The sequence below is a fragment of the Halodesulfovibrio sp. genome (assembly GCF_015482765.1).
In the GTDB taxonomy this organism is placed as follows: domain Bacteria; phylum Desulfobacterota; class Desulfovibrionia; order Desulfovibrionales; family Desulfovibrionaceae; genus Halodesulfovibrio.
On the sequence record NZ_JADMLB010000059.1, the window covers coordinates 84,793 to 109,347 of the forward strand.

The 24,555-nt window shown below is 42.7% G+C and carries 18 protein-coding genes; 7 read left to right on the forward strand and 11 right to left on the reverse strand.

Annotated features, from left to right (window positions below):
• Window positions 1–57: 57 nt before the first annotated feature.
• From QZY95_RS10275 to QZY95_RS10285, 3 genes are read right to left on the reverse strand one after another with little or no spacing between them, the layout of a single operon-like run.
• A complete protein-coding gene (locus tag QZY95_RS10275; protein ID WP_290923081.1) occupies window positions 58–2,730 on the reverse strand; it encodes a CBS domain-containing protein in 2,673 nt (890 codons plus the stop codon).
• A 2-nt stretch (window positions 2,731–2,732) separates the two neighbouring features.
• Complete coding sequence (gene xerD, locus QZY95_RS10280) at window positions 2,733–3,650, reverse strand: site-specific tyrosine recombinase XerD (RefSeq protein WP_290923083.1); 918 nt, start codon at window positions 3,648–3,650, stop codon at window positions 2,733–2,735.
• An 18-nt stretch (window positions 3,651–3,668) separates the two neighbouring features.
• Window positions 3,669–4,556 carry a sulfite exporter TauE/SafE family protein gene (locus QZY95_RS10285; protein ID WP_290923086.1) on the reverse strand — a complete coding sequence of 296 codons (888 nt, stop codon included), beginning with the start codon at window positions 4,554–4,556 and terminating at the stop codon, window positions 3,669–3,671.
• A 259-nt stretch (window positions 4,557–4,815) separates the two neighbouring features.
• Between QZY95_RS10285 and QZY95_RS10290 the strand changes: the two genes are divergently transcribed.
• The 4 genes from QZY95_RS10290 to QZY95_RS10305 all read left to right on the forward strand — a co-directional run bounded on the left by QZY95_RS10290 (window position 4,816) and on the right by QZY95_RS10305 (window position 8,565).
• Window positions 4,816–6,372: a methyl-accepting chemotaxis protein gene (locus tag QZY95_RS10290; RefSeq protein WP_290923088.1), complete on the forward strand. Its 1,557-nt coding sequence runs from the start codon at window positions 4,816–4,818 to the stop codon at window positions 6,370–6,372.
• Between the two features lie 220 nt (window positions 6,373–6,592).
• Entirely contained in the window at window positions 6,593–7,759 is a 1,167-nt protein-coding gene (locus tag QZY95_RS10295; protein ID WP_290923090.1) for an LL-diaminopimelate aminotransferase, read from the forward strand.
• Window positions 7,760–7,767: 8 nt separating this feature from the next.
• Window positions 7,768–8,244, forward strand: coding sequence for a 2-amino-4-hydroxy-6-hydroxymethyldihydropteridine diphosphokinase (gene folK / locus QZY95_RS10300; protein WP_290923205.1), 477 nt, complete (start codon window positions 7,768–7,770; stop codon window positions 8,242–8,244).
• Between the two features lie 21 nt (window positions 8,245–8,265).
• Window positions 8,266–8,565, forward strand: coding sequence for a transcriptional regulator (locus tag QZY95_RS10305; protein WP_290923092.1), 300 nt, complete (start codon window positions 8,266–8,268; stop codon window positions 8,563–8,565).
• Between the two features lie 737 nt (window positions 8,566–9,302).
• Here the strand turns inward: QZY95_RS10305 and QZY95_RS10310 are convergent.
• From QZY95_RS10310 to QZY95_RS10320, 3 genes are read right to left on the reverse strand one after another with little or no spacing between them, the layout of a single operon-like run.
• Complete coding sequence (locus QZY95_RS10310) at window positions 9,303–10,241, reverse strand: lysophospholipid acyltransferase family protein (protein WP_290923094.1); 939 nt, start codon at window positions 10,239–10,241, stop codon at window positions 9,303–9,305.
• 9 nt (window positions 10,242–10,250) lie between these two features.
• The gene (locus tag QZY95_RS10315; protein WP_290923096.1) at window positions 10,251–10,883 is read right to left on the reverse strand and encodes a lysophospholipid acyltransferase family protein; all 633 of its coding nucleotides are present in this window, start codon (window positions 10,881–10,883) and stop codon (window positions 10,251–10,253) included.
• Entirely contained in the window at window positions 10,883–12,649 is a 1,767-nt protein-coding gene (locus tag QZY95_RS10320) for an ABC transporter transmembrane domain-containing protein (RefSeq protein WP_290923098.1), read from the reverse strand. The genes QZY95_RS10315 and QZY95_RS10320 overlap by 1 nt, the downstream gene beginning before the upstream one ends.
• A 123-nt stretch (window positions 12,650–12,772) precedes the next feature.
• On the opposite strand from QZY95_RS10320, the gene yedF reads away from it, so the two are divergent.
• The gene (gene yedF, locus QZY95_RS10325) at window positions 12,773–13,375 is read left to right on the forward strand and encodes a sulfurtransferase-like selenium metabolism protein YedF (protein WP_290923100.1); all 603 of its coding nucleotides are present in this window, start codon (window positions 12,773–12,775) and stop codon (window positions 13,373–13,375) included.
• 4 nt (window positions 13,376–13,379) lie between these two features.
• A complete protein-coding gene (locus QZY95_RS10330) occupies window positions 13,380–15,263 on the forward strand; it encodes a pseudouridine synthase (RefSeq protein WP_290923103.1) in 1,884 nt (627 codons plus the stop codon).
• 33 nt (window positions 15,264–15,296) lie between these two features.
• Here the strand turns inward: QZY95_RS10330 and lolA are convergent, their stop codons facing one another.
• The 4 genes from lolA to QZY95_RS10350 form a co-directional block, all read right to left on the reverse strand.
• Window positions 15,297–15,929 (reverse strand): outer membrane lipoprotein chaperone LolA, encoded by a 633-nt coding sequence (gene lolA, locus QZY95_RS10335; RefSeq protein WP_290923105.1) that lies wholly within the window; start codon window positions 15,927–15,929, stop codon window positions 15,297–15,299.
• A 3-nt stretch (window positions 15,930–15,932) separates the two neighbouring features.
• Window positions 15,933–18,296 (reverse strand): DNA translocase FtsK, encoded by a 2,364-nt coding sequence (locus QZY95_RS10340; protein ID WP_290923107.1) that lies wholly within the window; start codon window positions 18,294–18,296, stop codon window positions 15,933–15,935.
• A gap of 225 nt (window positions 18,297–18,521) precedes the next feature.
• Window positions 18,522–19,085 (reverse strand): elongation factor P, encoded by a 564-nt coding sequence (gene efp, locus QZY95_RS10345; protein WP_290923109.1) that lies wholly within the window; start codon window positions 19,083–19,085, stop codon window positions 18,522–18,524.
• Window positions 19,086–19,128: 43 nt separating this feature from the next.
• Entirely contained in the window at window positions 19,129–19,584 is a 456-nt protein-coding gene (locus QZY95_RS10350; protein ID WP_290923110.1) for a type II 3-dehydroquinate dehydratase, read from the reverse strand.
• Window positions 19,585–19,717: 133 nt separating this feature from the next.
• On the opposite strand from QZY95_RS10350, the gene yihA reads away from it, so the two are divergent.
• Window positions 19,718–20,449: a ribosome biogenesis GTP-binding protein YihA/YsxC gene (gene yihA, locus QZY95_RS10355; protein WP_290923112.1), complete on the forward strand. Its 732-nt coding sequence runs from the start codon at window positions 19,718–19,720 to the stop codon at window positions 20,447–20,449.
• Between the two features lie 431 nt (window positions 20,450–20,880).
• Here the strand turns inward: yihA and QZY95_RS10360 are convergent, their stop codons facing one another.
• Complete coding sequence (locus QZY95_RS10360; RefSeq protein ID WP_290923113.1) at window positions 20,881–24,456, reverse strand: PEP/pyruvate-binding domain-containing protein; 3,576 nt, start codon at window positions 24,454–24,456, stop codon at window positions 20,881–20,883.
• Window positions 24,457–24,555 lie beyond the last annotated feature (99 nt).

The following is a 24,555-nucleotide window of genomic DNA, read 5'->3' on the forward strand; positions in this document are numbered from 1 at the left end:
GGTTGCCGATTCTCGTATTCATCACGCAGCATCATAGTTTTTCTGGGTAACTGTCTATTATTGCCTAGCTTTTAGCATGCGGTAGGCAAAGTCAAGTTGTTCCTGTCTTGTCTTTACTCTTTCATCGAGCTTCGCAAACAGCGTTTTTCGCAACACTTCTCCGAAGACCGGACCTGGGGTAAAACCAAGGAGCTGCAGGTCTGACCCTGTTATGTCGAGTGTAGTGTTTCGTAAGTAGGCAAGGAAATGAGAAATATGTTTTTTTACCATTTCCGACTTTGTTCGAGCCATAATGTAGAGCACTCCCTCAAGTGGAATTGGTGCAAGTGTTTTATATAACTCGCTATATGCTCCTTCAGGAATTCTGCTGACGTGGTTAGTTACGGAGTTAACAGTTTCGCGCAGTTCCATAAAGTCAGCATGCTGTTTGGGTGCTAAGTTTAGTCGCTCCAAAACTTCTTCGACAACGTCAGCCTTAGAGGCGGAGGTTAGCCCAAGGAGGTATATAATCCAAGGGGCCGGTGAAGGCTCTGTATACAGCATGCGATACCATTCTACGACTTTTTCAATCTCTTTAAGGACAATGTTTTTATTAGGAGCAAGCTTTAGTGCTGGATGTATGGCTTCTAATACTGAAAAGTCCTGCATTCTGACGAGAGACTGGTAGGGGCTGACCTCGTTAAATATCGATTGTAGTTCGTGGAAAATTCGAGAGCCGCTTAATTTAGTAATTAACTTAAGTTGTAGCGCATTTTTTATAAGTTTTGTTGTTTGAGGCCCAATAGCAAATTCAAATCGTGTTTCAAATCTGATTGCACGTAAGATTCGGGTAGGATCTTCAACAAAACTTAGAGAATGTAACACACGGATTAATTTGTCACGAATGTCTTTCTGAGCTCCGAAGAAATCGATTAATTTACCGAACTTATCGTGGCTGAGTTGAATAGCTAAAGCGTTTATTGTGAAATCTCTGCGATATAAGTCCATTTTTATTGAAGATAGTTCAACAGTAGGAAGGGACGCCGGCTGTTCGTAATATTCAAGACGTGCTGTCGCTACATCAAGACGTTCTTCTTCTCCTGCAGCATTCGTATATATAATGATAGCAGTTTTAAATTTTGTATGCTGCCTGACTCGTCCACCAAGTCGGTGAGCGAATTTTTTAGCAAAGGCTATGCCGTCTCCCTCTACAACCAAATCTAAATCAAGATTTTTTCTTCCTAAAAGTAAGTCACGGACAAAGCCACCCACGACATAAACTGCAACGTTAAGACGGTTACCAAGTTCACCCGCCATGGTAAGTAATTCAAAGTGATGTTCTGGTAATCGCTCTTTTAGCAGATGGAGTACATTTCGCTCTTTGGTTTTGTCAGCAAATAACTTGTCTGGGACGCGTGAAGGCTCTTCTACAAGGGTATTGATCAAGTCAGTTCGGGTGATAACACCCATCAGTCTTGTATCAATAACTACAGGGACAAGGCGCTGCCGCTTGCCAACAATAATTTCCATAACAGGGTATAGGTCATCATCAGGTTTTACGGTTTGGAATTTTCTGTTCATATACGTGCTGGCTGGCGCGCTGCCTAACCCGTGAGAACAGGCTCTAACTGCTGTCTGATATTCAAGATATCCTGTAACGATCGGATTGGCAGTGCTTTCAAGAAGCGGAATCGCTTTTAACCCATAGCGATTCATGATTGATTCCGCCTTGCACATAGGTACTGTTTCGTATTCAAAAATTGCCGGAGCCGTCATATGCTCGCGAACGGTTTTTTCATGATGTATTGACGAATACAGCAGACCAAAAAGCTCATCCTTTACTTCAGATAATGGTTTGCTTTTTACAGAAGCAGAGGCTGCAAAGTTATGACCGCCGCCTCCCAGAGATTGGCAAATTTGTCCTACATTAACTGAGTGGATTTTACTTCTTGCTACAACTTGGACTCTGTCACTCATGCGGCATATGGCAAACAGTACTTTTATTTCCTGCATATCAATCATTTTATGAGCAAGCAGGGCAAAGTCACGGACATAATGCGGCACAGATGTTTCTGCAATAACAACAGGAATGCCGTTGATATCATGGGTTGTTGCAGATTCTAACAGACTGTTAAGAATGGAAACTTGTTCAACCGTTAGTTCTCTCGTGGTTAGCTCGGAGATGGTATTAATATCCATCCCTTTTATTTTAAGCCAGCCGGCAGCTGCGAAGTCGTGTTCAGTTGTAGAGTTGAAAGAGAAAGAGCCCGTGTCTTCATAAATACCAAGGCCAAGCATTGTGGCTTCTTCTGGAGTTACGGTCAGCCCTTTTTCTTTAATTAAGAGAGTGATTATTGACGTAGCAGAGCCCCAAGGCTTTACAACAGATAAAGCAGCCGGAAGATCATCGTCGGAATCCGGATGATGATCGTAAAGGTGTATTTCGATATCAGGGTTCTCAAGTGCTGGGGCTACATGAGTAATGCGTCCGCGTTGTCGGGTGTCAACGATCACTAATGTTTTGACAGTGGTGAAATCAATTTCTTTTGCATCTTTAAAGTTAAATAGGTAGGTCGCGCTTTCAATAAAAAAGTTTCGTAAGTTTGCTTCCTGAGAACCAGGAAACACCAACACTGCGTTGTCATAAAGTTTACTGGCAGCAACAATAGCAGCAAGGCAGTCGAAATCGGCATTAGCATGACCAGTGATAAGAACTGGAGCGGGGATGAGAGCTTTTGGGTTGGAACTCACGGTTACATCCTTGAACGCGGGTGAAATTGCTTGTGAATTTGTCTTAGCCTGTCTGCCTGTACATGGGTGTATATCTCGGTTGCAGAAATATCGGTATGTCCAAGAAGAAGTTGTACTGTCCTTAGATCAGCTCCGCCATCTAGCAAATGTGTAGCAAAAGAATGTCTGAATGTGTGCGGTGAAACACTTTTATGCACCTCAGCTTTAAGGACATATCGTTGGACAAGTTTCCAGATAGCTTGTCGTGTTAGTCCTTTCCCGGAGCGATTTAAAAATACGAAGTCTTCAATAGGAGCAAAGTGCGGACGCCAGTCTCTCATATAAAGTTGTAAAACCTGCATGGCTGCATTGTGCATTGGGACAATGCGATCCTTAGAGCCTTTACCATGAACTCGTAAAAGGCCGCTTTGAAGATCGAGATCTACCGGCTTTAATGTTACGCATTCTGTAACGCGTAATCCGGATGCATAAAGCAATTCAAGAATCGCACGATCACGAAATCCTAGTTTTTTCTTCATATCAGGTTGTTCAAGTATTGCTTGAACTTCTTCTACAGATAATACGTCTGGGAGTGTTTTAGGTAGCTTAGGATTTTCTAAGTATTGAACAGGATTAGCATTTAAGTAGCTTTCATCAAAACAATATCTGAAAAACCCTCTAAGCGCCGACAGATGTCGAGCGAGACTTCTACTGTTTAGACCTCCTCGGCGTAGATGCATAATGTAGAGGAAGATCGACTGATCGGTAACATCTTCGATGTTGTAGTTCTTATCTTCCAGAAAGAGCAGGAAACTGCGTAAGTCAGTTTCATATGAGGTTAACGTATTTTCTGAAAGACCTCGAGTCACAAGAAGGAATTGTAGGTAGCTGTCAACAAATGGGTGACTGACAGGTGTTGGTTCGTGTGGAGTTGTGCTCATGATAACGTTTGCCTGCTGTTAAAGAAAGTATTCGAGGATATATTTACCTGCTGTGAACAGAATGAAAAATGTCAGGATTAGTTTTAGCGTGTTTGCTGGAACAAATTTTTGGCATAGAGCCCCAAGGTACATTCCAGCAATACCGCCAAGGCCGAATAATATGCCTAAAAGGTAGTCCGGCGCAATTACTTGTGCAGGGTAAATGTATGCCAAGATCTGATATATGCCGACACCGGCAATAGAGGTGACGAATGTTCCCATAAGGCATGCGCCGGCAACTGTATAAATTGGTAAACCAAAAAATGTAATAAAAAATGGGGCAATGATGGCGCCCCCGCCAATTCCGTATATTCCTCCGATGATACCGACCAGTAGGGTTAGGGCGAAAATACCGATTGTCGGAGCAGAATAGGTATCTCCTTGAAACGAATAGGATATTCGTTTGAAAGAAAATTCTATAGTTTTGGTGTGCCCTAGCTTTTGAATTTTTATAGGCTCTGATTCAGAAGATCTGAAGTGGACTGATCGGAACAAGCGATACCCGATGTAAAGAAGTACGCTGCCAACGAAAAGCTTGAATTCAGCAGCATCCGGAAGAAATTTTATACGGATAATAGCGCCGATGACAACGCCCGGAAGTGTGCCGGCTATGACGGCCCAAGTTAATGGCCAAACCATTCTTCCTTCACGCATATAGCGAAAAACGCCGCTGGGAATGGCAACTATGTTAAAGAGTTGGTTTGTCGCACTGACTGAGGGAGTTGTGTATCCGAGGACAGACATTTGGAAAGGAAGAAGCAGAAAGGCACCTGAAAGCCCGCTCATTGAAGCAAAGAAAGACAGAATAAATGAGATTGCAGGCGGGATTAGTGGATGAACTTCGATGCCGGCAACAGGGAATAGCATGGGCTCTCCATTGTAAGTGTCAAAAGGGGATAACTTTTGGCAAGGTTAGTAAAGAATTTCCATTATTCTCCGATAAGAGCGCAATATGCAGCCCGCGATAGCGTCGCTCCTGCATGGGGTTGAGGTTTCCATGTTGACATATAACGCGTGGTTTTTGTGTTTTCTAATCTAGCGATGGCACTAAGGAGTCTTAGTCTGCCGTGCATTTGTTGCACTACAGAATAGCCTTCGCTTTGTTTTTTAGTAAGGAAGAAATTGTATGTGGAATTCAAAAAAGATTCAATATCTTGCAATGGGTGGACTTTTTATCCAAGCAGTAGCCGGCATTGCCGTGTGCAGCATCAGTAGTTTAAGTCAATCATATTGGCTGGTTTCAATCTTGTTGACTGCTGTTGTCTTTTTAGCTTTGTACACCGCAGCCTCCTACGTTGAAGCGGATGCCCGTAAGCTTGAGAAATACATTGCTGAAATTTTGAATGATAATTTTGATGCATCTCCTCCTTTGCTGAATTCAGAAAGTACAACATCAACGTTGGTAAAAAAACTGATTGAAGAGCTTAAGCATGAGAAAGGTGTTTTGTTAGGAGTCATAAAAGGTCTTCCTGTTCCGTATCTTTTCGTAGATACAGATGAAAGAGCACTTTTTACGAATCAGGAATGTTTGGACATGCTTGAAATTGATGGGGCTCCTGAGTCCCAGATTGGAAACACTCTTGGTGAGATATTTTATAACGATTCGACTCGTGAAACGGCTGTCGGTCAATCAATAAAAAACGGAAAAGTATTTAAAAACCTTGAAGTAACAATCAATGGTCATAAAGGCGGGCAGTGTCATGTGCTTGCCAATGTTTATCCTTTATATAATCTCGATGGCGGCTGTGTTGGTGGGTTGTGTTTATATTTGGATATGACAAAGTTGAAGCAACATGAAGAAGAACTTGTTGCGCAGCACGGACTCATTGCGGCATCAGCAGAGAAAGTTTCTGTGATTACTGAGCGGTTATCTGCATCGTGTGCTGAAATTTCTTCACAGGTAGACGAGTCATTAAAGCTTTCAGTTACTCAGCAAAATGGAACAACAGATGTTGCAGCTGCAATGGAGCAGATGAATACTTCAGTTGTGGATGTTGCTCGAAGTGCTAATGACGCATCTGATCTCGCAGAGTCAACTCGATCAAGCGCAACAAAGGGCGTGGAAGTTGTTCAGCAAGCTCGAAGTGTTATTACAAAAGTTCATGAACATGCAACTGAATTGAAAAGCGATATGCATGAGCTTGGCGGACATGCGGAATCTATTGGTGATATTATCAGTGTTATTAATGATATTGCGGATCAAACGAACTTATTGGCTTTGAACGCAGCGATTGAAGCAGCTCGAGCTGGTGAAGCGGGAAGGGGCTTTGCAGTTGTTGCAGATGAAGTGCGTAAGCTAGCAGAAAAAACTATGCAGGCTACTACGGAAGTTGGTAGCGCGGTTGACGCAATTCAAGTTAGTGCAGAAAAATCCATTGTCTCTACGGACTCAGTATCAGACGCGATTGATGAAAACACACGACTATCAGCTGATTCTGCTGAAGTTTTAGATACGATTGTTAGCATGGCTAACGCAACTGCTGATCGGGTTCGTGAAATTGCTGCAGCAGCAGGGGAGCAATCAGCCGCAAGTGATCAGATATCTGCTGCCGCAACACACATCAATGAATTGGCAAACGATAATACAACAGCAATGAATGAGTCTTCCCTTGCTGTTAGCGAAGTTGCCCGTCTTGCTTCTGAGCTTGCAGTTTTGGTCGCCGAGCTGCGTGATATTAAATAATTTTAGGAAACTGTCCTTGAGAAAAAAGAAAAGGTGCTTGGTAAATCAAAGCTTCAGAGAATTCTTACATACTGGTTTGTTGACCGATAATCATTCTCAAGGTATACACACAAACAGTGTAAAAACTTTTTTATACGACTAAGTAAGGAACAGAGCTTATGGCAGAGCTCTTTTTTCCCGACCGGTAACGGGATATATACCCTAAGGAGAATGCAAAGCTATGGCAGAGTTCAAGCTTGCTGACCGTTTGGCCGCAGTGCCACCGTATCTGTTTGCACAGATCGATAAAGTTAAGGCTGAAGTAGCCGCTCGTGGTGTTGATATTATTAGTCTCGGAATTGGCGATCCGGATACACCAACACCTCAATTTGTTATTGATACCATGCGCTCTGCGCTGGATGATGCGGTAAATCACCAGTATCCTTCATATGTTGGCATGAAAGAGTACCGTACTGCAGTTTCTGACTGGTACAAAACTCGTTTTGATGTTGACCTTGATCCTGATAATGAAGTGGTAAGCCTTATTGGCTCAAAAGAAGGTATTGCACATTTCCCGCTTGCTTTCGTGAACCCGGGCGACCTCGTTCTTGTATGTACTCCGAACTACCCAGTTTATGGTATTGCAACTGAGTTTGCCGGTGGGCAGGTTCAGTATGTTCCGCTTCTGGAAGATAATTCCTTCCTTCCGGATCTTGATGCAATTGATGAAGCTACATGGGAAAAAGCTAAAGCAATTTTCATTAACTACCCGAACAACCCGACTGCAGCGACAGCAGATGAAGCGTTCTATAGAAAGTTGATTGATCTTGCGAAAGCTTACAATGTAATTATTGTTGCAGATGCTGCATACACTGAGATTTACTACGATGATGCCAAAAAGCCTCTTTCCATTCTTGAAGTTGAAGGTGGTAAAGACGTAGCGATTGAGTTTAACTCACTATCCAAGCCTTACAACATGACCGGTTGGCGTGTAGGTATGGCTTGCGGTAACGAGCAGCTTGTTCGCGGTCTTGGTAAAATTAAAGAGAACGTAGACTCTGGTATTTTCCAGGCTGTCCAGCTTGCTGGTATCACAGCGTTGCGTGAGGGCGAGCCGTTTGTTGCAGGTCTTCGCGATATGTACAAAGGACGTCGTGATATTGTTGTTAATGCTCTTCATAAAGCAGGCATTAAGTGCAACATTCCAGATGCAACATTCTATGTTTGGTCTCATGTACCAGACGGTTACACCTCCTCTGAGTTTGTAACAAAAGTTCTGGAAGAAACAGGCGTAGTTCTTACTCCTGGTAACGGCTTTGGTGCACCTGGTGAAGGGTACTTCCGTATCTCTCTTACAGTAAATGATGAGCGTCTCGAGGAGGCGGTATCTCGTATTCAGAAACTGTAGTTGCATTTATTTGCCTTGGCTCGAACATGGGCGATACAGATGCGAATTTGACCGCAGCCATTAATGAGATAGATTCTCTTGATGGGGTGTCTGTTCAGAACAGTTCTCCAATTTTTCGAACAGAGCCACAGGACAAGAAGGATCAATCATGGTTTGCAAATCAGGTTGTCTCTGTTACATGTTCAGAAAGTGTAACTGCGCATGACCTACTGAACAACCTTCTACAGATTGAAAACACGTTGGGAAGGGTGCGTGAAGAGCGCTACGGCCCTCGGGTGATTGATCTGGATGTATTGTTGTTCGGTAATGACGTTATTGAATCGGAAGACCTTATTGTACCGCATCCGCGTATGACGGAAAGGGCTTTTGTGCTTGTTCCGTTACTTGAGATTGCACCGCAGTTGCAGCTTCCAGATGGCAGGGGGCTTTCAGAAGTTCTCAGCACTCTGGAGTTCAAGGTAGAAGCTGATCAGATCTGGCAATAATTTATCGCAGGGAGAGCTCGCGTGATTAAATGGGTTGTTCTTTTAGTTTGTGGCTGGCTGCTTTTTAAACTTGTTACAAATGATAACAAGAAAAAAACAGAGAAAAAGCAAAAAGATATGGAAAAGAAAGTTGCTACTGGAGATATGGTAAAAGATCCAGTCTGTGGAGCTTTTGTTTCTCTTGATCAGAATATTCGCATTCGTGATGGAGAAACCGTTCATCGTTTTTGCAGCTATGAATGTAGAGACAAGTTTTTAGCACGCCTTGAGGAATCAGGTCGAGCAATCACCAAAGAAGATAAAGAAGAGTCAGCTGAGTAGTTAGCTATGAAAAATTGAACCGGAAGTCCACATGGACTTCCGGTTTTTGTTTTGTCTATTTTTTGAGTGTGTGAGGCCAGTTTGTAAGTTTTTTGTGCTGGACAGCTTAAGGTTATATCTTATCCGACAAGTCTGAAAGAAAGCCCAAGGATTGATATTGAGTCGTAACTTTATTTGACTGAATCAAGTTTGAGATTTGAAAAAAGCTCTCGCAATGGATGGGACATTTTTAGAAGTGGTTGTTTGAGGTTTGGTTGGGGAAAAACAAACGAGTAAAATGGTGCATTCTGAAATGAAGAGCTTTGAGTTGATGTCAGCTGAATTTTAGACAGGGTATTGAAACGGAAAAATAGAAGCTTAGAGAGCAACAAATAAGTTCTGAAAAAAAGAGAAAGACCGAAAACGTATGCAGAGCAGAAGGTGTAGTTTTACACCTCTTTTTTATGTCTCATAATGTATATTATGTTAACTTTTATAAAAATAAGTTCTTTTATTACAGGATCTTGCTCTTTTGTGGATAATTGTGAAACAATCGATAAATGTCTGTATATTTAATTGTTCCATATTCTCTTTCTAAGGCGTTTTTTATGAAAAATAAGGCTGGGCTATGGATAAGAAAAAAAGATGTGTCTGAGGGGTTCTCTGTACTGTCTTATGAATAGAAAAAAGGAAATCCTTAAAACTTACTTTTAAGGATTTCCTTTTTGTGGTTGATCGTATTTTTTCTAAGTTTACTGCTACAATTGCGACTTAGGAGTGATCTTTTCATAGAGGTCTCTTGGAAGTACTTCATCATTGGCTCTTGGTTGAGTTTTCCAACGATTGTGCATCCAGAACCACTGATCAGGGTACTGCTTAACGACTCGTTCAACGGCATCAGTGTAGAAACGGGTTATCTGCTGGATGTTTTCTTCACGTGTTCCTTTAAGAGTTGTTGTATCCAGCGGCGGCTCAATAATAAACTTGTAGCCCCCCTTCTCGTCTCTGACTAAAAAAGTCGGCAATACAAGAGCTTTTCCTCTGAGAGCCAAAAAAGCTGGCCCTGAATTCACTGCAGCCGTTTCACCTAAGAAGTCTGTGAATATTGCTTCTTTACGTTTCGTATTATGGTCAACCAGGAATGCTGCAATTCCATTCTTTTTTAAGGAGCGCAAAACGCTGAACACCGCGTTTCTATGGGAAAGTACTTTAGCTCCCCTTCCTTCTCGAAGGCGAAAAATCAACTCATTAATGTCTTCATTTTTGTTGGTTCGAACCACAACCAGAGGCTGTGCTCTGTGGGATGCCGATCCAATTTCTCCTAAAAGACCTGCAAGAACTTCCCATGCACCCATATGGGCTGTAGTTGCAACAATAGGCCTATTGTTGGCAACAATGCGTGAAAAAGCATCTTCAGGATACTGGATTACCAGTTCATTAATGAATTTTTCGTTGATTTTGGGTACTAGAAATATTTCTAAAAAGGAGCGGCAATTGTGCATGAAGCTTTTTTTCGCAATGACAGTCGCTTCTTCATGATTTACGTTAAGATGCTGTTGGACAGCGTTGACCGCAAGCTTGCGTCGTTTAGGAAGGCTATTCCACATGACAGTGCCTAATGCGCTTCCTAATACCTTTGAACTGTGCACAGTCATTTTCGTGCCCAGTGTGTAAATGGCTGAATATAATAACTTCACGTCTATCCCTTAAAGTAGTTCTTTAAGTTTGTTTTCAAGTCTAAGGCGTTCTTTTTCCAGATAAACATCATCAAGATCCCCCTCTTCCAACGAGTAAGGTTCACCGAAAATAATTTTTACTTTGGAGAAGGGTAAAGGAATTTGAAATTTATCCCACGCTTTTTGGAATGAGTATGATTTGGACATTCCAATGCGAATTGGAACCAGTTTTGCTTTACTTCTGTGAGCAAGGAACACTGCGCCCTCTTTTGCTTGATGTCTTGGGCCGCGAGGACCGTCAACAGTAATACATCCGAGATAGTGAGAGTTTTTCATTGTTCTTGCTACTCTCAAAAGTGCTTTTACACCTCCTCGGGAGCTGGAACCGCGGCTAGTAAGCAATCCAAGTTTTTCTAATACTTGTGCCAATAATTCACCATCGCTACTTTGGCTGACTACTGCGATAATTTGCAGTTGGCGACGCACATGCATAAGTGGAAATAGCTCATCATGCCATAGACATGTGACCATCGGTGTTCCATTATCCCACTGTTCGTCAAGCTTTTCTCGCCCTACTTCTTCGAAACGTAATGTTTTGCACCATACTTTGTAGACATAGTAAATAGCTGAAGAAATTAAGGGAATGGGTAATGGGATCTTCACTAAGCAAGCTCCTCGTGACTTTCAAACTGTAAGGTGTAAAGTCTTTGATATAGCGGGCTGTTTGCCAGCAGGGATTCGTGTGTTCCTTCATCAACGACTTCACCGTTTTTCATAACAAGAATTCTATCAGCCGAGATAATAGTTGAAAGACGGTGAGCAATAACAAGGCTTGTTCGATCTTTCATGAGGTTTTCAAGGGCCTTTTGAACAACTTTTTCTGATTCAGAATCAAGCGCACTGGTTGCTTCATCAAGAATCAATAGTGGAGCGTCTTTTAACAGTGCACGGGCAATTGTCAGGCGTTGTTTTTGACCTCCGGAAAGGCGAACGCCTCGTTCTCCAACAATTGTGTCATACCCGTTAGGGAATTCTGTAATGAAGTCATGAGCATAGGCAGCTTTTGCTGCTCTTTCAACTGCTTCTTTAGAGCTGTCTTCTGAAGAGTATGCGATGTTGTCGGCGATTGAAGTATCGAACAGGAAGGCATCCTGTGAAACGATAGCAACATTTTTGCGTAAGGATTTTAAAGTAAGACTTCGTGAGTCTATTCCGTTGATAAGAATTTGGCCTTCTTGTTGTTCGTAGAAACGAGGTACAAGGTTTACAAAGGTAGTTTTTCCTGCGCCACTTGGCCCAACAATAGCCACCTTTTCGCCTTCTTTAATTGTAATATTAATATCTTTTAAAGCTGGCTGGCTTGTAGAGTCGTATCCGAAAGTAACATCTTTGAAGGAAACTTCATGTATCCCTTCAAGTTGTTGAGAGCCATCAAGTTCAACGTTGATATCTGGTGAATCTAAAATTTCAAAGACACGCTCTGCCCCTGCAAGTGCTTTTTGTAGGGAGTTGTTAGCTGAAGTAAGTTCTTTTACTGGGTCATAAAGCATTACCAGTGCAGCAACAAAGGAGAAGAATGTGCCTGCAGTTTGCTGGCCTGCGATAACTTGTGAACCGCCGTACCAGATAACGAGGCCGATACCCAATGCGCCAATGAGCTCCATAATAGGTGAAGACATTTGGCCGACGATTGTTTGTTTAAGAGCTAATTTGGCAATTCGGCTGTTTTCGACACGGAATCCGGCTTTTTCACCTTCTTCGTTTGCGAAGGCTTTAACTACTCTGATTCCACTGAATTTTTCTTGCAGGAAAGTAGTCATGGCAGAGATAAGAACCTGATTCTTTTTACCAAGCTTGCGAAGTCTCCGTCCGAAATGGATAAAAGGGAAAAGTGCGAGAGGTAAAACCAGTACTGCCCATGTCGCTAAGTATGAATCTTGGTAGAATACTACAAAAAGTAAGCCAATCATCGTTAATAATTGCCGTACCCCTTTAATTACAGAAGGAAGGCTGCCTCGGATTTCAGCAACATCGTTAACAACGCGAGACATAAGCATGCCTACCTGCTGCTCTTCGTAGAATTTCAACGGTAGACAGATAATTTTGTCAAAAAGTTCGTTGCGTAACCGTTCAAGTACTTTCAAGCCACAGTAGGTCATGAAGTAGTTTTGAGCATAACGCCCTGCTCCTTTGGCCAATACTAAAATAAAGTAGGCAAAAGGAATAAGCATCAGGTATTCACTGTTTTTATTAATGAAGATGTCATCTAGCGCAGGTTTAATCAGGTATGCCGAGGCGCCTGTCGTGGCTGCAACTACTGCCATTGCGATTATAGAAACCACAATAGATGCTTTGTAGGGAAGAAAGTATTTAAGAGTTCGTTTTAAGAGTTTACCGCTGTTTTTAGGCAGTTTCTTTAGTTTTGCCATGAGTTAGTTGTCTCCACAGATGACTTTGTATTTAGATATTCAATAGTTTTTGCAAAACTATATTGCTTTTTTCGATTTGACGACTTGCGGGTCTGCGTATCTATTAGTAAGAGGAGGCTCGCAATGAGTAATACTGAATTAAATTGTCTTTCCCTGTCCTGTCCTCAGCCTGTTATCCAGTGCAAAAAATTAATCGAACAAGAAGCTCCGTCAGCCTTTACAGTATTAGTAGATAATGATGCAGCAAAAGATAATGTTGTACGGTTCCTTGCATCCAAAGGTTATTCTGCAAAATCAGACCGAATTGAAGGTGGTTGGAGCATTTTAGCCACTGCATCCAATGCAGATGCATGCGAGGTTCTTACTGACGACGAGTTGGAATCAGTAGACAGTAGTATATGCGTTTTTATCTCTTCTGCCACTATTGGCATTGGTGACGATGAACTTGGTGCTAAGTTGATGAAGAACTTCTTAGCTACGTTGCCAGAACTTGGCAAGTCTTTGTGGCGTATTGTAATGGTTAATGGTGCCGTTACTCTCGCAACAGAAGATAGTCATGTTTTGGAAGAATTAAAAGCCCTTGAAGCAACTGGAATTGATATTTTGGTTTGTGGAACATGTTTGGACCACTTCTCCATGCTGGAAAAAAAGGCTGTGGGCGAAACTACAAATATGCTGGATATCGTAACCAGTATGCAGGTAGCTGCAAAAATAATACGACCATAAATATATGTCAGAACAAAATAAAAAGTTTTCTCAAGACCGACGCGGACGTCGGACTGGCTTTGATGATCGTGATGAACGGTCTCAATCAGGTAAAGATTCTGCTCATCGTGATGGTGAGCGTAGCGCAAAGCGTAATGATCGTTCTTATTTCGACAGTAATGGGAAATATAAGGGACGTCCAATTGCTGAAGGTGAAGGACGACGCAATACATATAATGATTTGCCGGAACGACGTTCCGGTCGCCGTAATGATCGCCCTAACACTGATCGCCCTTCCAGTGGTGGATATAAAGGGCGGCCTGTAGAAGGTAGAGAAGACCGCCGTGATGGTTTTGATCGCTCTGATTCTCGTCAGACTGATCGAGAATTTCGTCGTGATGACCGTCCACGTGGCGGGCGTAGTGAATCTTCTCGTGATCGCCATGATTCTAGAGGACGTGATGAAAGCCGCTCCCGTAATTCTTCATGGAGCCGGAGTGAACGTTCTGACTCAGAACGTCGTTCCTCCCGAGGTGGATATCAGGGGCGCCCTGTAGAGCGGAAAGAAAAAAGCCGTGGTGATTTTGATCGTGGCGATTCTCGCCGTCGTTCAGCGCAGGAATTTCGTAATGATGATCGTCCACGTAACAGTCGTAACGAATTTTCTCGTGATCGCCATGATTCTAGAGGACGCGATGAAAGTCGTTCCCGTAATGCTTCTTGGAATCGGAGTGAACGTTCTGACTCAGAACGTCGTCCATCCCGAGGTGGATATCAGGGACGTCCTGTAGAACGAAAAGAAAAAAGCCATGGTGATTTTGATCGTGGCGATTCTCGCCGTCGTTCAACTCAGGGAAGTCGCAGCGACGATCGATCATACAATAACCGTAACGATTCTTCTCGTGGTCGTTCCGATTCTAGAGGGCGTGATGAAAATCGTTCTCGTAATTCTTCATGGAATCGGAGTGAGCGTTCTGACTCAGGACGTTCGCAGCACAGTAGACGTGATGGTAATGAAGCTTTTTGCAAACGCCCAGAGCGCGGTAAGAGTGATGCTTCCCGTAATGATTCAAATTACCGAAATCCTAAAAAGGATACTCGCCCTCCTCGTCCAGAAAAAAAACCGTTTGTTCCGGCTAAGCCTAGTGTGCCAAACCTGAACGAGCCATTACGAATCAACAAAGCGCTCGCTTTTGCAGGTATCTGTTCTCGTCGCGCAGCTGATGACTTGATCGCTCAAGGTGTTGTTTTTGTTAATGGTGAAAAGGTTGCAGAACCGGGAGTAAAAATTATTCCAACCTCAGATACGTTGGAAGTAAATGGCGAGCGTGTAGTTTTTGATACTGAAAAAGTTGAACCACTGTACGTATTGCTACATAAACCTGTTCAAACGGTTTGTACTGCAAATGATCCTGAAGGACGTCCAACAGTATTGGATATTCTTCCTGAGCAGTTTAAGGGTAAAAGGATTTTTCCTGTAGGTCGACTCGACTTCTTCTCTACCGGATTATTACTACTGACCAACGATGGGGATTTGACGTATCGTTTGACTCATCCTAAATGGCACCAGAATAAAGTGTACCGAGTTCGTGTCAGAGGCGATGTTTCTGAACAGATTCTTGATAAATTCCGTAAGGGAATGACACTTGAAGAAGGTGATAAGTTAGCTCCGGTTGAATGTAAAATTATTGCTACGGATGAAGGTAATACTCGAGTTGAAATGGTATTAACTCAGGGGATTAACCGTCAGATCCGTCGTATGTTCCGAGATGTCGGGCTGACGATTCTTAATTTACACCGTATTAAAATTGGCCCAATTCAACTTGGCGAATTAGATAAAGGTGAAAGTCGAGAGCTGACGCAAGAAGAACTTGCTGAGCTTTATGAAGCAACCGGCTTATCGAAGTAAAATAAAAAAGCGAGTGGGATTCCACTCGCTTTTTTATTTTTTAGTATTGTCTTCGATGTCTACACCTTCGGGAGGTGTAAAGTTGAAGATGAGGTTACTAACAGACTTATTAAACAGTACATTGTTAAAACGTATGTCGTTTATGTTGCCATAAAAGTCAGTTATCTTGAGACGAGAGATGATACCACTTGATTCATCTACCCAAATTTCAGCTTCGGTCAGGTTTGCTGTGGGTTCTTTAGGAAATAAAAGGTAGTTTCCTTTTTCTTTTCCGTCTTCAATGTAGAAATCGTTATCAACATTGGCATCTCCAAGCAGGAATCTCAAAGCATTCTGACTTTCGTTTGCAAGATCTCGTGGGTATTTATATACGACTTCTTCATCTTCAAGGTAGTTCCAAACAGCATCTTTATTTACGATAAGCAACTCGTTGAACGGCTTATTCGTAACCCATCGAACAAGTTCAGGACGTTTGATAACAAAATTTCCTGTGCGTACTTCTTTGCTTCCACTATCTTTATGAATGAGAGTTTGAGAAAAATCTGCAGTTATTGTCTCAGCTTTTCCGTATGATTGCGTGAGGACTTCGAGCCCTGCATTCGCAATTCCTGAAAAAAATAAGAAAAGTGTACAAGTCAGAATAGCTACAGTTTTACTATTTTTCATATATTATCCTGTTGGTTGTTCTTTTTTGGCAAGTACAGTACGTGGCTTGCTTCCATCAGCTGGCCCAACAATTCCATCCTGCTCCATTTGTTCAACAAAGCGTGCTGCTTTATTGAATCCGATTCTGAATCGACGTTGAATAAGTGAGATAGATGCTTTTCCATTTTCGATAACAAAAGCGACGCACTCTGCATAAAGAGGGTCGTCAGCTGTTCCGCTGTTGCCTCCACCGTTCATAGAGCCAGAAACATTGCCGGTTCCTTCTGTTGCCCATTCCACAAAATCAACTTTGTAGGATGGCGGAAGTTGTTTTTTCCAGTGGGATACCACAGAAATTACATCTTCATCACTAACGAAGGCACCATGCATACGCGTTAAGCGACCACCACCCGGTTTGAAAAGCATATCACCTTTACCGAGTAAGTGCTCTGCCCCGACTGTGTCAAGAATTGTACGTGAATCGTGTTTGCCAGTAACTTGAAATGATATACGGCATGGGAAGTTCGCTTTAATTAAGCCGGTTACAACATCAACACTCGGACGTTGAGTCGCAAGAATCAAATGGATACCTGCAGCTCGAGCAAGCTGTGCGAGACGCACAATGCTAGTTTCGACTTCTTTTGCAGCTGTCAACATAAGATCAGCAAGTTCATCAATGATGATGACCATGTACGGAATCGGTTGTAAATCTACAAGATTTTCAGGTTTGTCATCACCCATTTGCTTTAATTTAGCATTGTAACTTAGTACGTTACGTACACCCATGCGGGACATTGCTTCATACCGCTTGTCCATTTCATGCACAGCCCAGTCTAGCGCATTTTTAGCTTGGGACATATCTGTAACAACAGGATGTACCAAGTGAGGAAGGTCTGCATATACAGCAAGTTCAATACGTTTTGGGTCGATTAGCAGTAGTTGTAAAGAGTCTGGAGTTGTTTTGAACAGTAAACTCATAAGCACTGAGTTAATAAATACACTCTTGCCCTGTCCTGTTGCGCCAGCAACAAGAAGGTGTGGCATTTTTGCCAGATCAGAAGTGAACGGAATACCCGAAATATCTTTGCCGATAGCAAGGGTAAGTGGGTCTTTAGATGCAGTAAAAGTTTCGGAGGCAAATAATTCTCTCAATGATACTAGTTCTCTAATTTCATTAGGAATCTCAATGCCAACAGTATCTTTTCCTGGTATAGGCGCCTGAATGCGGACAGAAACGGCACTTAATGCCATTGCTATATCGTTTGATAAGTTTGCTATTTTACTTACTTTAACGCCTGGGGCTGGTTTTACCTCAAACATTGTGACAACTGGTCCAGGGGTGATACGCTGCAGCTCGCCGTGAACATTGAAATCTTCAAGGCATTCCATTACCAAACGCCCTTTTGTTTCCAATACTTCGCGCGGAGTTGATTCAACTTCATCGTCACTACTAGAGAATAAATCCAAAACTGGTAATGAGATTTTTTTACTTTTTTTAGCCGCAGTACGTTTAACTTCTGGGAAATCCAGTTCGGCTTCGAAAGGATTGCCTTCACCGATGAGTGATGCTTCTTCACCAGTTGCTTTAATAGGATCGTCAATAATTACTGAACTGAATTCAGCAGTTGGCACCTCTTCTGGAGAAGCTATCTCATCCCATATCTCAGGTTCAGCATCAGGTAAATCAAGTGATGAAGGTTCACTTGAAAGGTCTTCAGCTTTTTTACTAAATAGAGAACGTCTTGCTTTTTTTTCTTTGCTAACTTCTTTTGATTTCTTCGCCTTTGGCTTCTTCTTTGTAGTAATAGGCTTTTTAAGGAGTGGCTTTTTAACTTCACCAATATATTTTTTTAGCCATGTGAATAGCCCTGCCCATGTGCCGCCCATAATAAGTTGAATTGAGCAGATAGTGACAAAGGTCCAAAGAAGTGTACTACCTATAGGTCGTAAATAGTACCAGTTGACAGAAAAGAGCACGTCTCCAAGTAGTCCACCACCTTGGATTTCTCCAACGGTCAGTGGCACTGCAGAACTGAGCGAGCAGATACTGATGCCGAAGAGAACAATTCCGGTCCATCGCCACCATTCAATACAAATTTTCGAAAAAAAGCAGCGAACACCGGATGCAAGAAATCCAAGAGCAAGAAGGTACGAAGACAGGCCAAACAAGTCTACAAGAAGACCTGAAAGGTAGGCTCCAAATAATCCAGCAGCATTATGAATAGATTTAGGCGAACTTACGATATGGTTGAGGCTTGGATCGGCCTGACTAAAAGTAGCAAGGCTGATAGTAAGCAAGATGCCCCAGAACGTGATGAATAAAGAAAAAAGTTCGCGAGTTATACGTTGCGTATTCGTAATACCATCCTCCAGTAGGAGTATTTCCAATTTTATGACAGAATATAATATTATATCAGAGTCCAGAGAGACAGGCTAACCACTTAGTTTGTCAGGAATCTGATAACCTCGGTTTACTGTAGTCATAATATGGGCTGCAATCAACAGCAGATTTTTCAATGTGTTGAAATGAACAACTTTTTTCACTTGTAAAATAGCATAAAAAAAACGCGCTTAAAATAAAGCGCGTTTTTTTATACAGTTGGGAGCGAAGCCTTAAGAGTTTTCGCGACCAAGGTACTCACGGGTGCGAGTATCAATTTTGATTTTGTCACCGATATTGATGAATAATGGTACGTTCACTTCAAGGCCAGTTTCAATTGTAGCTGGCTTCGTAACGTTAGATACGGTGTCGCCTTTTGCACCCGGCTCTGTGTGGGTAACTTCAAATACAAGAGCTGCTGGTAATTCAAGAGAAAGTGGATCACCATTGTAGAGCATTACTTTTACTTCCTGACCATCTTTAAGGAAGTTTTCAGCGCCACCGGATTTTTCGGTGCTCATGTAATGCTGCTCGTAAGAGCCAAGGTCCATTAATACAAGGTTGTCGCCTTCCATGTAGAGGTACTGCATTGCAGAATGTTCGATATCTGGACGACCAACTTTTTCACCGGAACGGAAGGTGTTGTCAACAACGCGACCAGTAAGCAGGTTGCGAAGTTTTGTGCGGATCATAGCGCCGCCCTTACCCGGTTTGAAATGCTGAAATTCTACGATTTCGTATGGTGTGCCGTCCAAAAGGATTTTAAGACCACGTTTGAAATCAGTGGTTGAGAACATGTATTCCTCCAAGTCGTTCCGATTGGTATCGGAAAATTAAATTCTAATCTTCAAGGTGCTGAAATAATGCTTGCACGGCTAGTGCGTAACTCATCATGCCGAAACCAGCAATAACACCGATGACATGTCGACCAATAAAACTTTTTTGTCGCAGTGGTTCGGAGCGGGCAAGTACATTACTCAAATGCACCTCGACCACTGGAAGCTCAATCCAAGCAAGACAATCTGCTAAGGCAAGGCTTGTGTGAGTATATGCGCCGGCATTTAAAACAATGCCATCAACACCCTCTTCTCTAGCCTGCTCAATACGATCAATCAGTTTGCCTTCTGAATTATTTTGATAAAATTCAAGAGAAACGCGTTGAGTATTTTCACCCAGAACTTTTTCGAGAAGCTCGGGTACGATATCCATAGTACTATTGCCATAGATTTCCGGCTGACGTTTTCCTAATGCTCCAAGATTAGGACCATTAAGAATCAATATATTGTAACCGGCCATGCGTACTCCCTTTGTCTTTACACATTGCTTTTATACCATTAGGAATGGTGGAAACAAACGGGTAATATTTTCCGAAGCGCTGCTTGTTGTCAAGCTCGGCGTTGCCTTTACTAACTATTACCAAAGGCCTCTCATGCAACCAAATCTTATTTTAGAAGACACTATATATACTCTCGAACAACTTCAAGAAGTTGACGTGCCTCAAATTGCACTTGCCGGTCGTTCAAACGTTGGCAAGTCCTCGCTTATTAATGCATTAGCTGGACGCAAAAATCTGGCTCGAATCAGCTCCACTCCTGGTAAAACTCAGTCTATCAACTTTTATAGAGTTGATCCTTGGAAATATTACCTTGTTGATCTTCCAGGCTATGGGTATGCAAAAGTGTCCAAAGCTGATCGTCAAAAGTGGGCAGAGTTGATTAACCAGTACCTTATTTCAACTCCCGGCTTGAAAGCACTTGCCGTGTTAATAGACAGCCGCGTGCCACCACAACAGATAGATATTGAGCTGACAAGCTATGCCCGCCAAATTGATCTGCCTCTTATACCAATTCTTACAAAAGGTGATAAGTGCAAACAACGAGAGCGAGACGCTAAACAAAGTGAGTGGGCAAAACTCCTTGGTGGAATTAAGCCTATTATTTCATCTGCATCGTCAGGGCTTGGTCTTGACAGAATCTGGCATGCCTTTGCTGAACATGCCATGGATCCAGAAGAGTTTGCCCGTATTGATGAAGAGGTGAAAAAAGCAAAAGCTGAGAAAAAAGCACTTCGAGCTGCCCGTGCAGAAAAACGAGCAACTGAAAAACCAAAAACTAAATCTAAAAAAGCTACTCCTTCTAAAAAGAAAAAGAAGAAAAAGTAGCATTGGATAAGGCGTTGCACAAAAAGGTGCTACGTTGCTTTTTTGCTGAATGCAAGAATTAATCAGGTGAGTTCACATGTGATGAGCTCACCTTTTTTTATTTGAAGTTTCTTCTTATGAAGAAGGAAAAACGACAGAAAAAAAGTTTTGAATAACTGAAAAATAAAGAGCTAAAAAAAATAATTAGTATAAAACATCGTGAAGGATGTGTGTTCGCTTATAATGAATATTTGTGCGAAATAAGCTTTATCAAGTCTTTTTTTTGCTTTTTTCAGTAAAATTATGGTGTAAATTGCAAATAAAATGATTTTATTGTGATGCAAATAAGGATTTTTATAGCAAAAATCTGGAAAATTACCCTTAATTATAAAAAAAGGGACACACTTTGAGTGCGTCCCTTTTGTCGTCCTAGTAAGCAATACTTTTACATACTACCACTTTTTCTTACGCTGAGCTTCGAGAGCAACAGCTTGCTCTTCAAAGTTTGCGAAACCAGCCTGATGGAGAGCATCAAGAACGGTTTCTTTCCAATCCCAACCTGCATAGATTACAGGTTTATGGAATTTTGCTCGGAACTGTTCAAGTTCCTGACGGTAGAACTTCTCTTTTGGAGTTTCAATTGACTCACGAAGCTGTTCATGAAGACGAGCGATTTCACCTTCGTACCAGTCAAGAATGTCCTGAGCATTTTTGTATTTTTTGAGAATATGTCCGTATCCATTTTCATTTAAAAGAACACGAATTTTCTCAAGGTATTTATCACCAAGCCACTGGCCGAGCTGCTCAGTTTTAATGTTCTCCTGTTCTACTTCAGCCATATCGTTTTTGGTCTGGAAGTAAGTGTCAGGTACTACTGATGCAGAAACAATACCGGCAATTGCAACAAGGCCACGAAGGATGGTGCTGTTAGAAACACCCTGTCCGCAAAAGCCGACTTTTTTACCGTATTTTTGACCGGTAAAGATAGTGCAAAGAATTGCCCAAATTACTGCAGGGTCTTCTTCATCGTAGATATGAGAAAGACTTGCATTGTCTCGGTCAGTAGCAAGAACCATCTGAGTCATGTCGTTGGAACCAATGGAGAATCCATCAAATTCCTGAATGAACTGCTTGGCAAGAATTGCGTTACTTGGGATTTCAGACATGAGGATGATTTTCAAACCATCTTCACCACGCTTAAGTTTGTGAACCTGTTCGAGGTAGCGGCGCATTGCTCTACCCTCTTCAAGAGTACGAACAAACGGAAGCATGATCTGAAGGTTAGTACCACCGTATACACCACGAGCAAGTTTGAATGCTTCGATTTCCCAGTCATGAAGGTTACGGGATACGCCGCGGTAACCGAGCATTGGGTTATCTTCGAAGTGTTCGAACAAAGAGCCGCCAAGAAGGTTGCGGTACTCGTTGGATTTAAAGTCGGTGGTTCTGTAGATGATGTCTTTTCCGTAAAAAGCCATGGCAAACAGAGCAAGACCCTGAGCCAAAGTTTGTACGTAGTGCTCTTTACCGGAACGGTATCCGCGGGACTTAATGATGGTGCGGATTTTTTCTGGAATTCCACGCATGTCACGGATTTCTTTCTCAAGACCGGAGGTCAGAGCAACTTCAACACGAACCTGTTTAACTTTATGGATTACATCCATTACTACAGGGTCATTTGCAGCTTTTGCTGTGAGTGCTTTTACAGAAGCATCAATTTCAGCCTTGCGTCGGGTGCTTTCAGGATCAGTGCCGGAGAGTTTGAGCAATTCATCAGAGAAGCCCATAACAGCGGAAACATGATCTTCAAGATTTTCAGAAGTTTTGAGTACATCGAATCTGCGGGTAGCAGTTTCCATGTACGCGTCGAGTTTGTGATCAAGCTCGCGCATACGTCGATGAACAGCAAGTACTTCATCAGTACCGCGAGGCTGTTCATTTTCAGTCAGTTTCTCAATTTCTTCAGAAAGACCTGTGAGGTGCCCTACGTACTCACGGAGGTTAAAGTCAACACCAACGATACCAAGAGCAAGCTGCTCACGAAGTACTTTGGTGAGCTTGCTTTCCAACTCATGAACTTTACCAGCTACTACACGGTCAAGTTCACCGGAATCGTAAGCTTCAAGAGCTTTTGGATGGATGGAAATGTTACCAAGCATAAATTCTGCACGGAGCAGACCAACTTCGAAATCGGTTACATTTCTGAGTCTGGAAAGGAAGAGTGACTGGCCAACGTCTGCGAGAATGAGGCCGACTTTGGTTTTGGTTTCTGGAAGTTTTGCAAGATTCATTTCGCCGCCAACTTCTTTGAGAGGAAGAAGACCGCGGTAAACCTTGCCACGAGTACCGTCAACAGTGATTTCTTCACCGTCAAGGTTTCGGAGAACTTCAAGACGCTGAATACCGATGATTGCTGGAATACCAAGTTCGCGGGAGGTAATAGCTGCGTGACTTGTGTCACCGCCAACGTCTGCGAGAATGGATGAAGCAATACGCATGCCCGGTACCATGTCAGGGTCGGTACGTTCAGCAGCGAGGATGTCGCCTTTGTTAATTTTGTTCAACTCAAGAGCTGATCGGAGATATTTTACACGTCCCTGACCTGCGCCACGGGATGCACCGTTACCTTCGAGGATAACTTCTGCATTAGCAGCAGCTTTTTCATCCACCTCAAGACGGCGCATGAAAATAGTATCAGGATGAAGTTCAAACTCTTCATTCCAACGGGTTTCAGGACGAGCCTGCACAAACCAAAGGCGATCTGCATCATCAATACAGAATTCTGTATCCATGATCATTCCGCCGTAAGCTTTGGAAATACCACGCACGCCACGTGCAACTTCTTCAGCCTGTGCAAGAGAAAGTGACCAGCGGAAAGCTTCGAGGTCAGGTACGTCCACCATTTTGGTGCCGCCCTTTTCTTCGTAGACAATTTTTTTGTCTTTGCAGCCCATCTGACGAATAACAACTTCCTGCATATCGTCACGCTGGAACACATAGAATTTATCAGGGGTAACCATGCCGCCTACTACTGCCTCACCGAGACCATAGCTAGCATCAATGGAAACTAAGTCTTTTCTGTCTGTACCACGACAACCTGTAGCAGTATCTGCGGAGAATGCAGTACCGGAAATTACAGGGTTAATCATACGCATGATGCAAACAGAAAGAGAGGTGTTTTCAATGGCCCATTCTTCTTTTGCTTTAATAGCAATAGTTTCGTCACCGGTTGCTTCTGCACGAGCCATAGCGTCCAGAATAGCTTCACGACGGTAGGTCATTGAGCGAAGGTTGTATGCAGATGCGCAGTCCCAATGGTATGCTTCAACACATCTGTTTTCACCAACGATGTTCAGGTAAGTATCCTGAAGTCCAGCGAATGCTTTTTTACGGGAATCTTCACCGGCTGCGGATGAGCGAACCGCTACTGGAACGTCTTCAAGACCTGCTTCTTTGCAAATTGCGTTGTACGCGTCGCGTACGCAACCGGTTACACTCTCAGGCAGCTCGACAGAAAGAATGCCTGCTTGAACCAGTACTGAACGCTTACGGAGTTGGTCAATGCCTTCTGGAGAAGTTGCAAAACCTTCAACAACGTTGTTTACAAATGTTCTTGTCTTAAGAGTAGTCTGAGCACCCTCAGCTTCAGCTTCAGCACGAATTTCTTTAGCAATATTACGTACGAATTTCTGAAGGAATTCAGGGTCCTTGTTGATCTCTGGGTCATTCCAGTCAATTCGGTTGTACTCTTTGTCAACCATGGAGCGAACAAGTGAGGCGTTCACTTTCGTTTCATCCATGAGCTGGTGGAAGGCTATGGAAGAGATTGCACGAAATTGCGGAGCCCGAATACCGTCAACCTGACTAATAATAGCGGTGTTGTAGTTTTTACCACCGACAAGAAGCTCTGCCTCTTCACCAATGGCTACAATGTCTGCGCCTGTAAGAACCATTTTTTTCTGAAGTTCTTTGATCTTAGTCGCTTGTGCTTTAACACTCTTGGAATCGTCAGCCTTTTTCTTGGCCATCAGTCTTTCCTCCTGGAAGGACTTATCACTTTAAAAAACCGGAAACTATAACTTATAGAGTAAAACTCTACGCCCATCGTTAGAATTAGAATTTAGTAA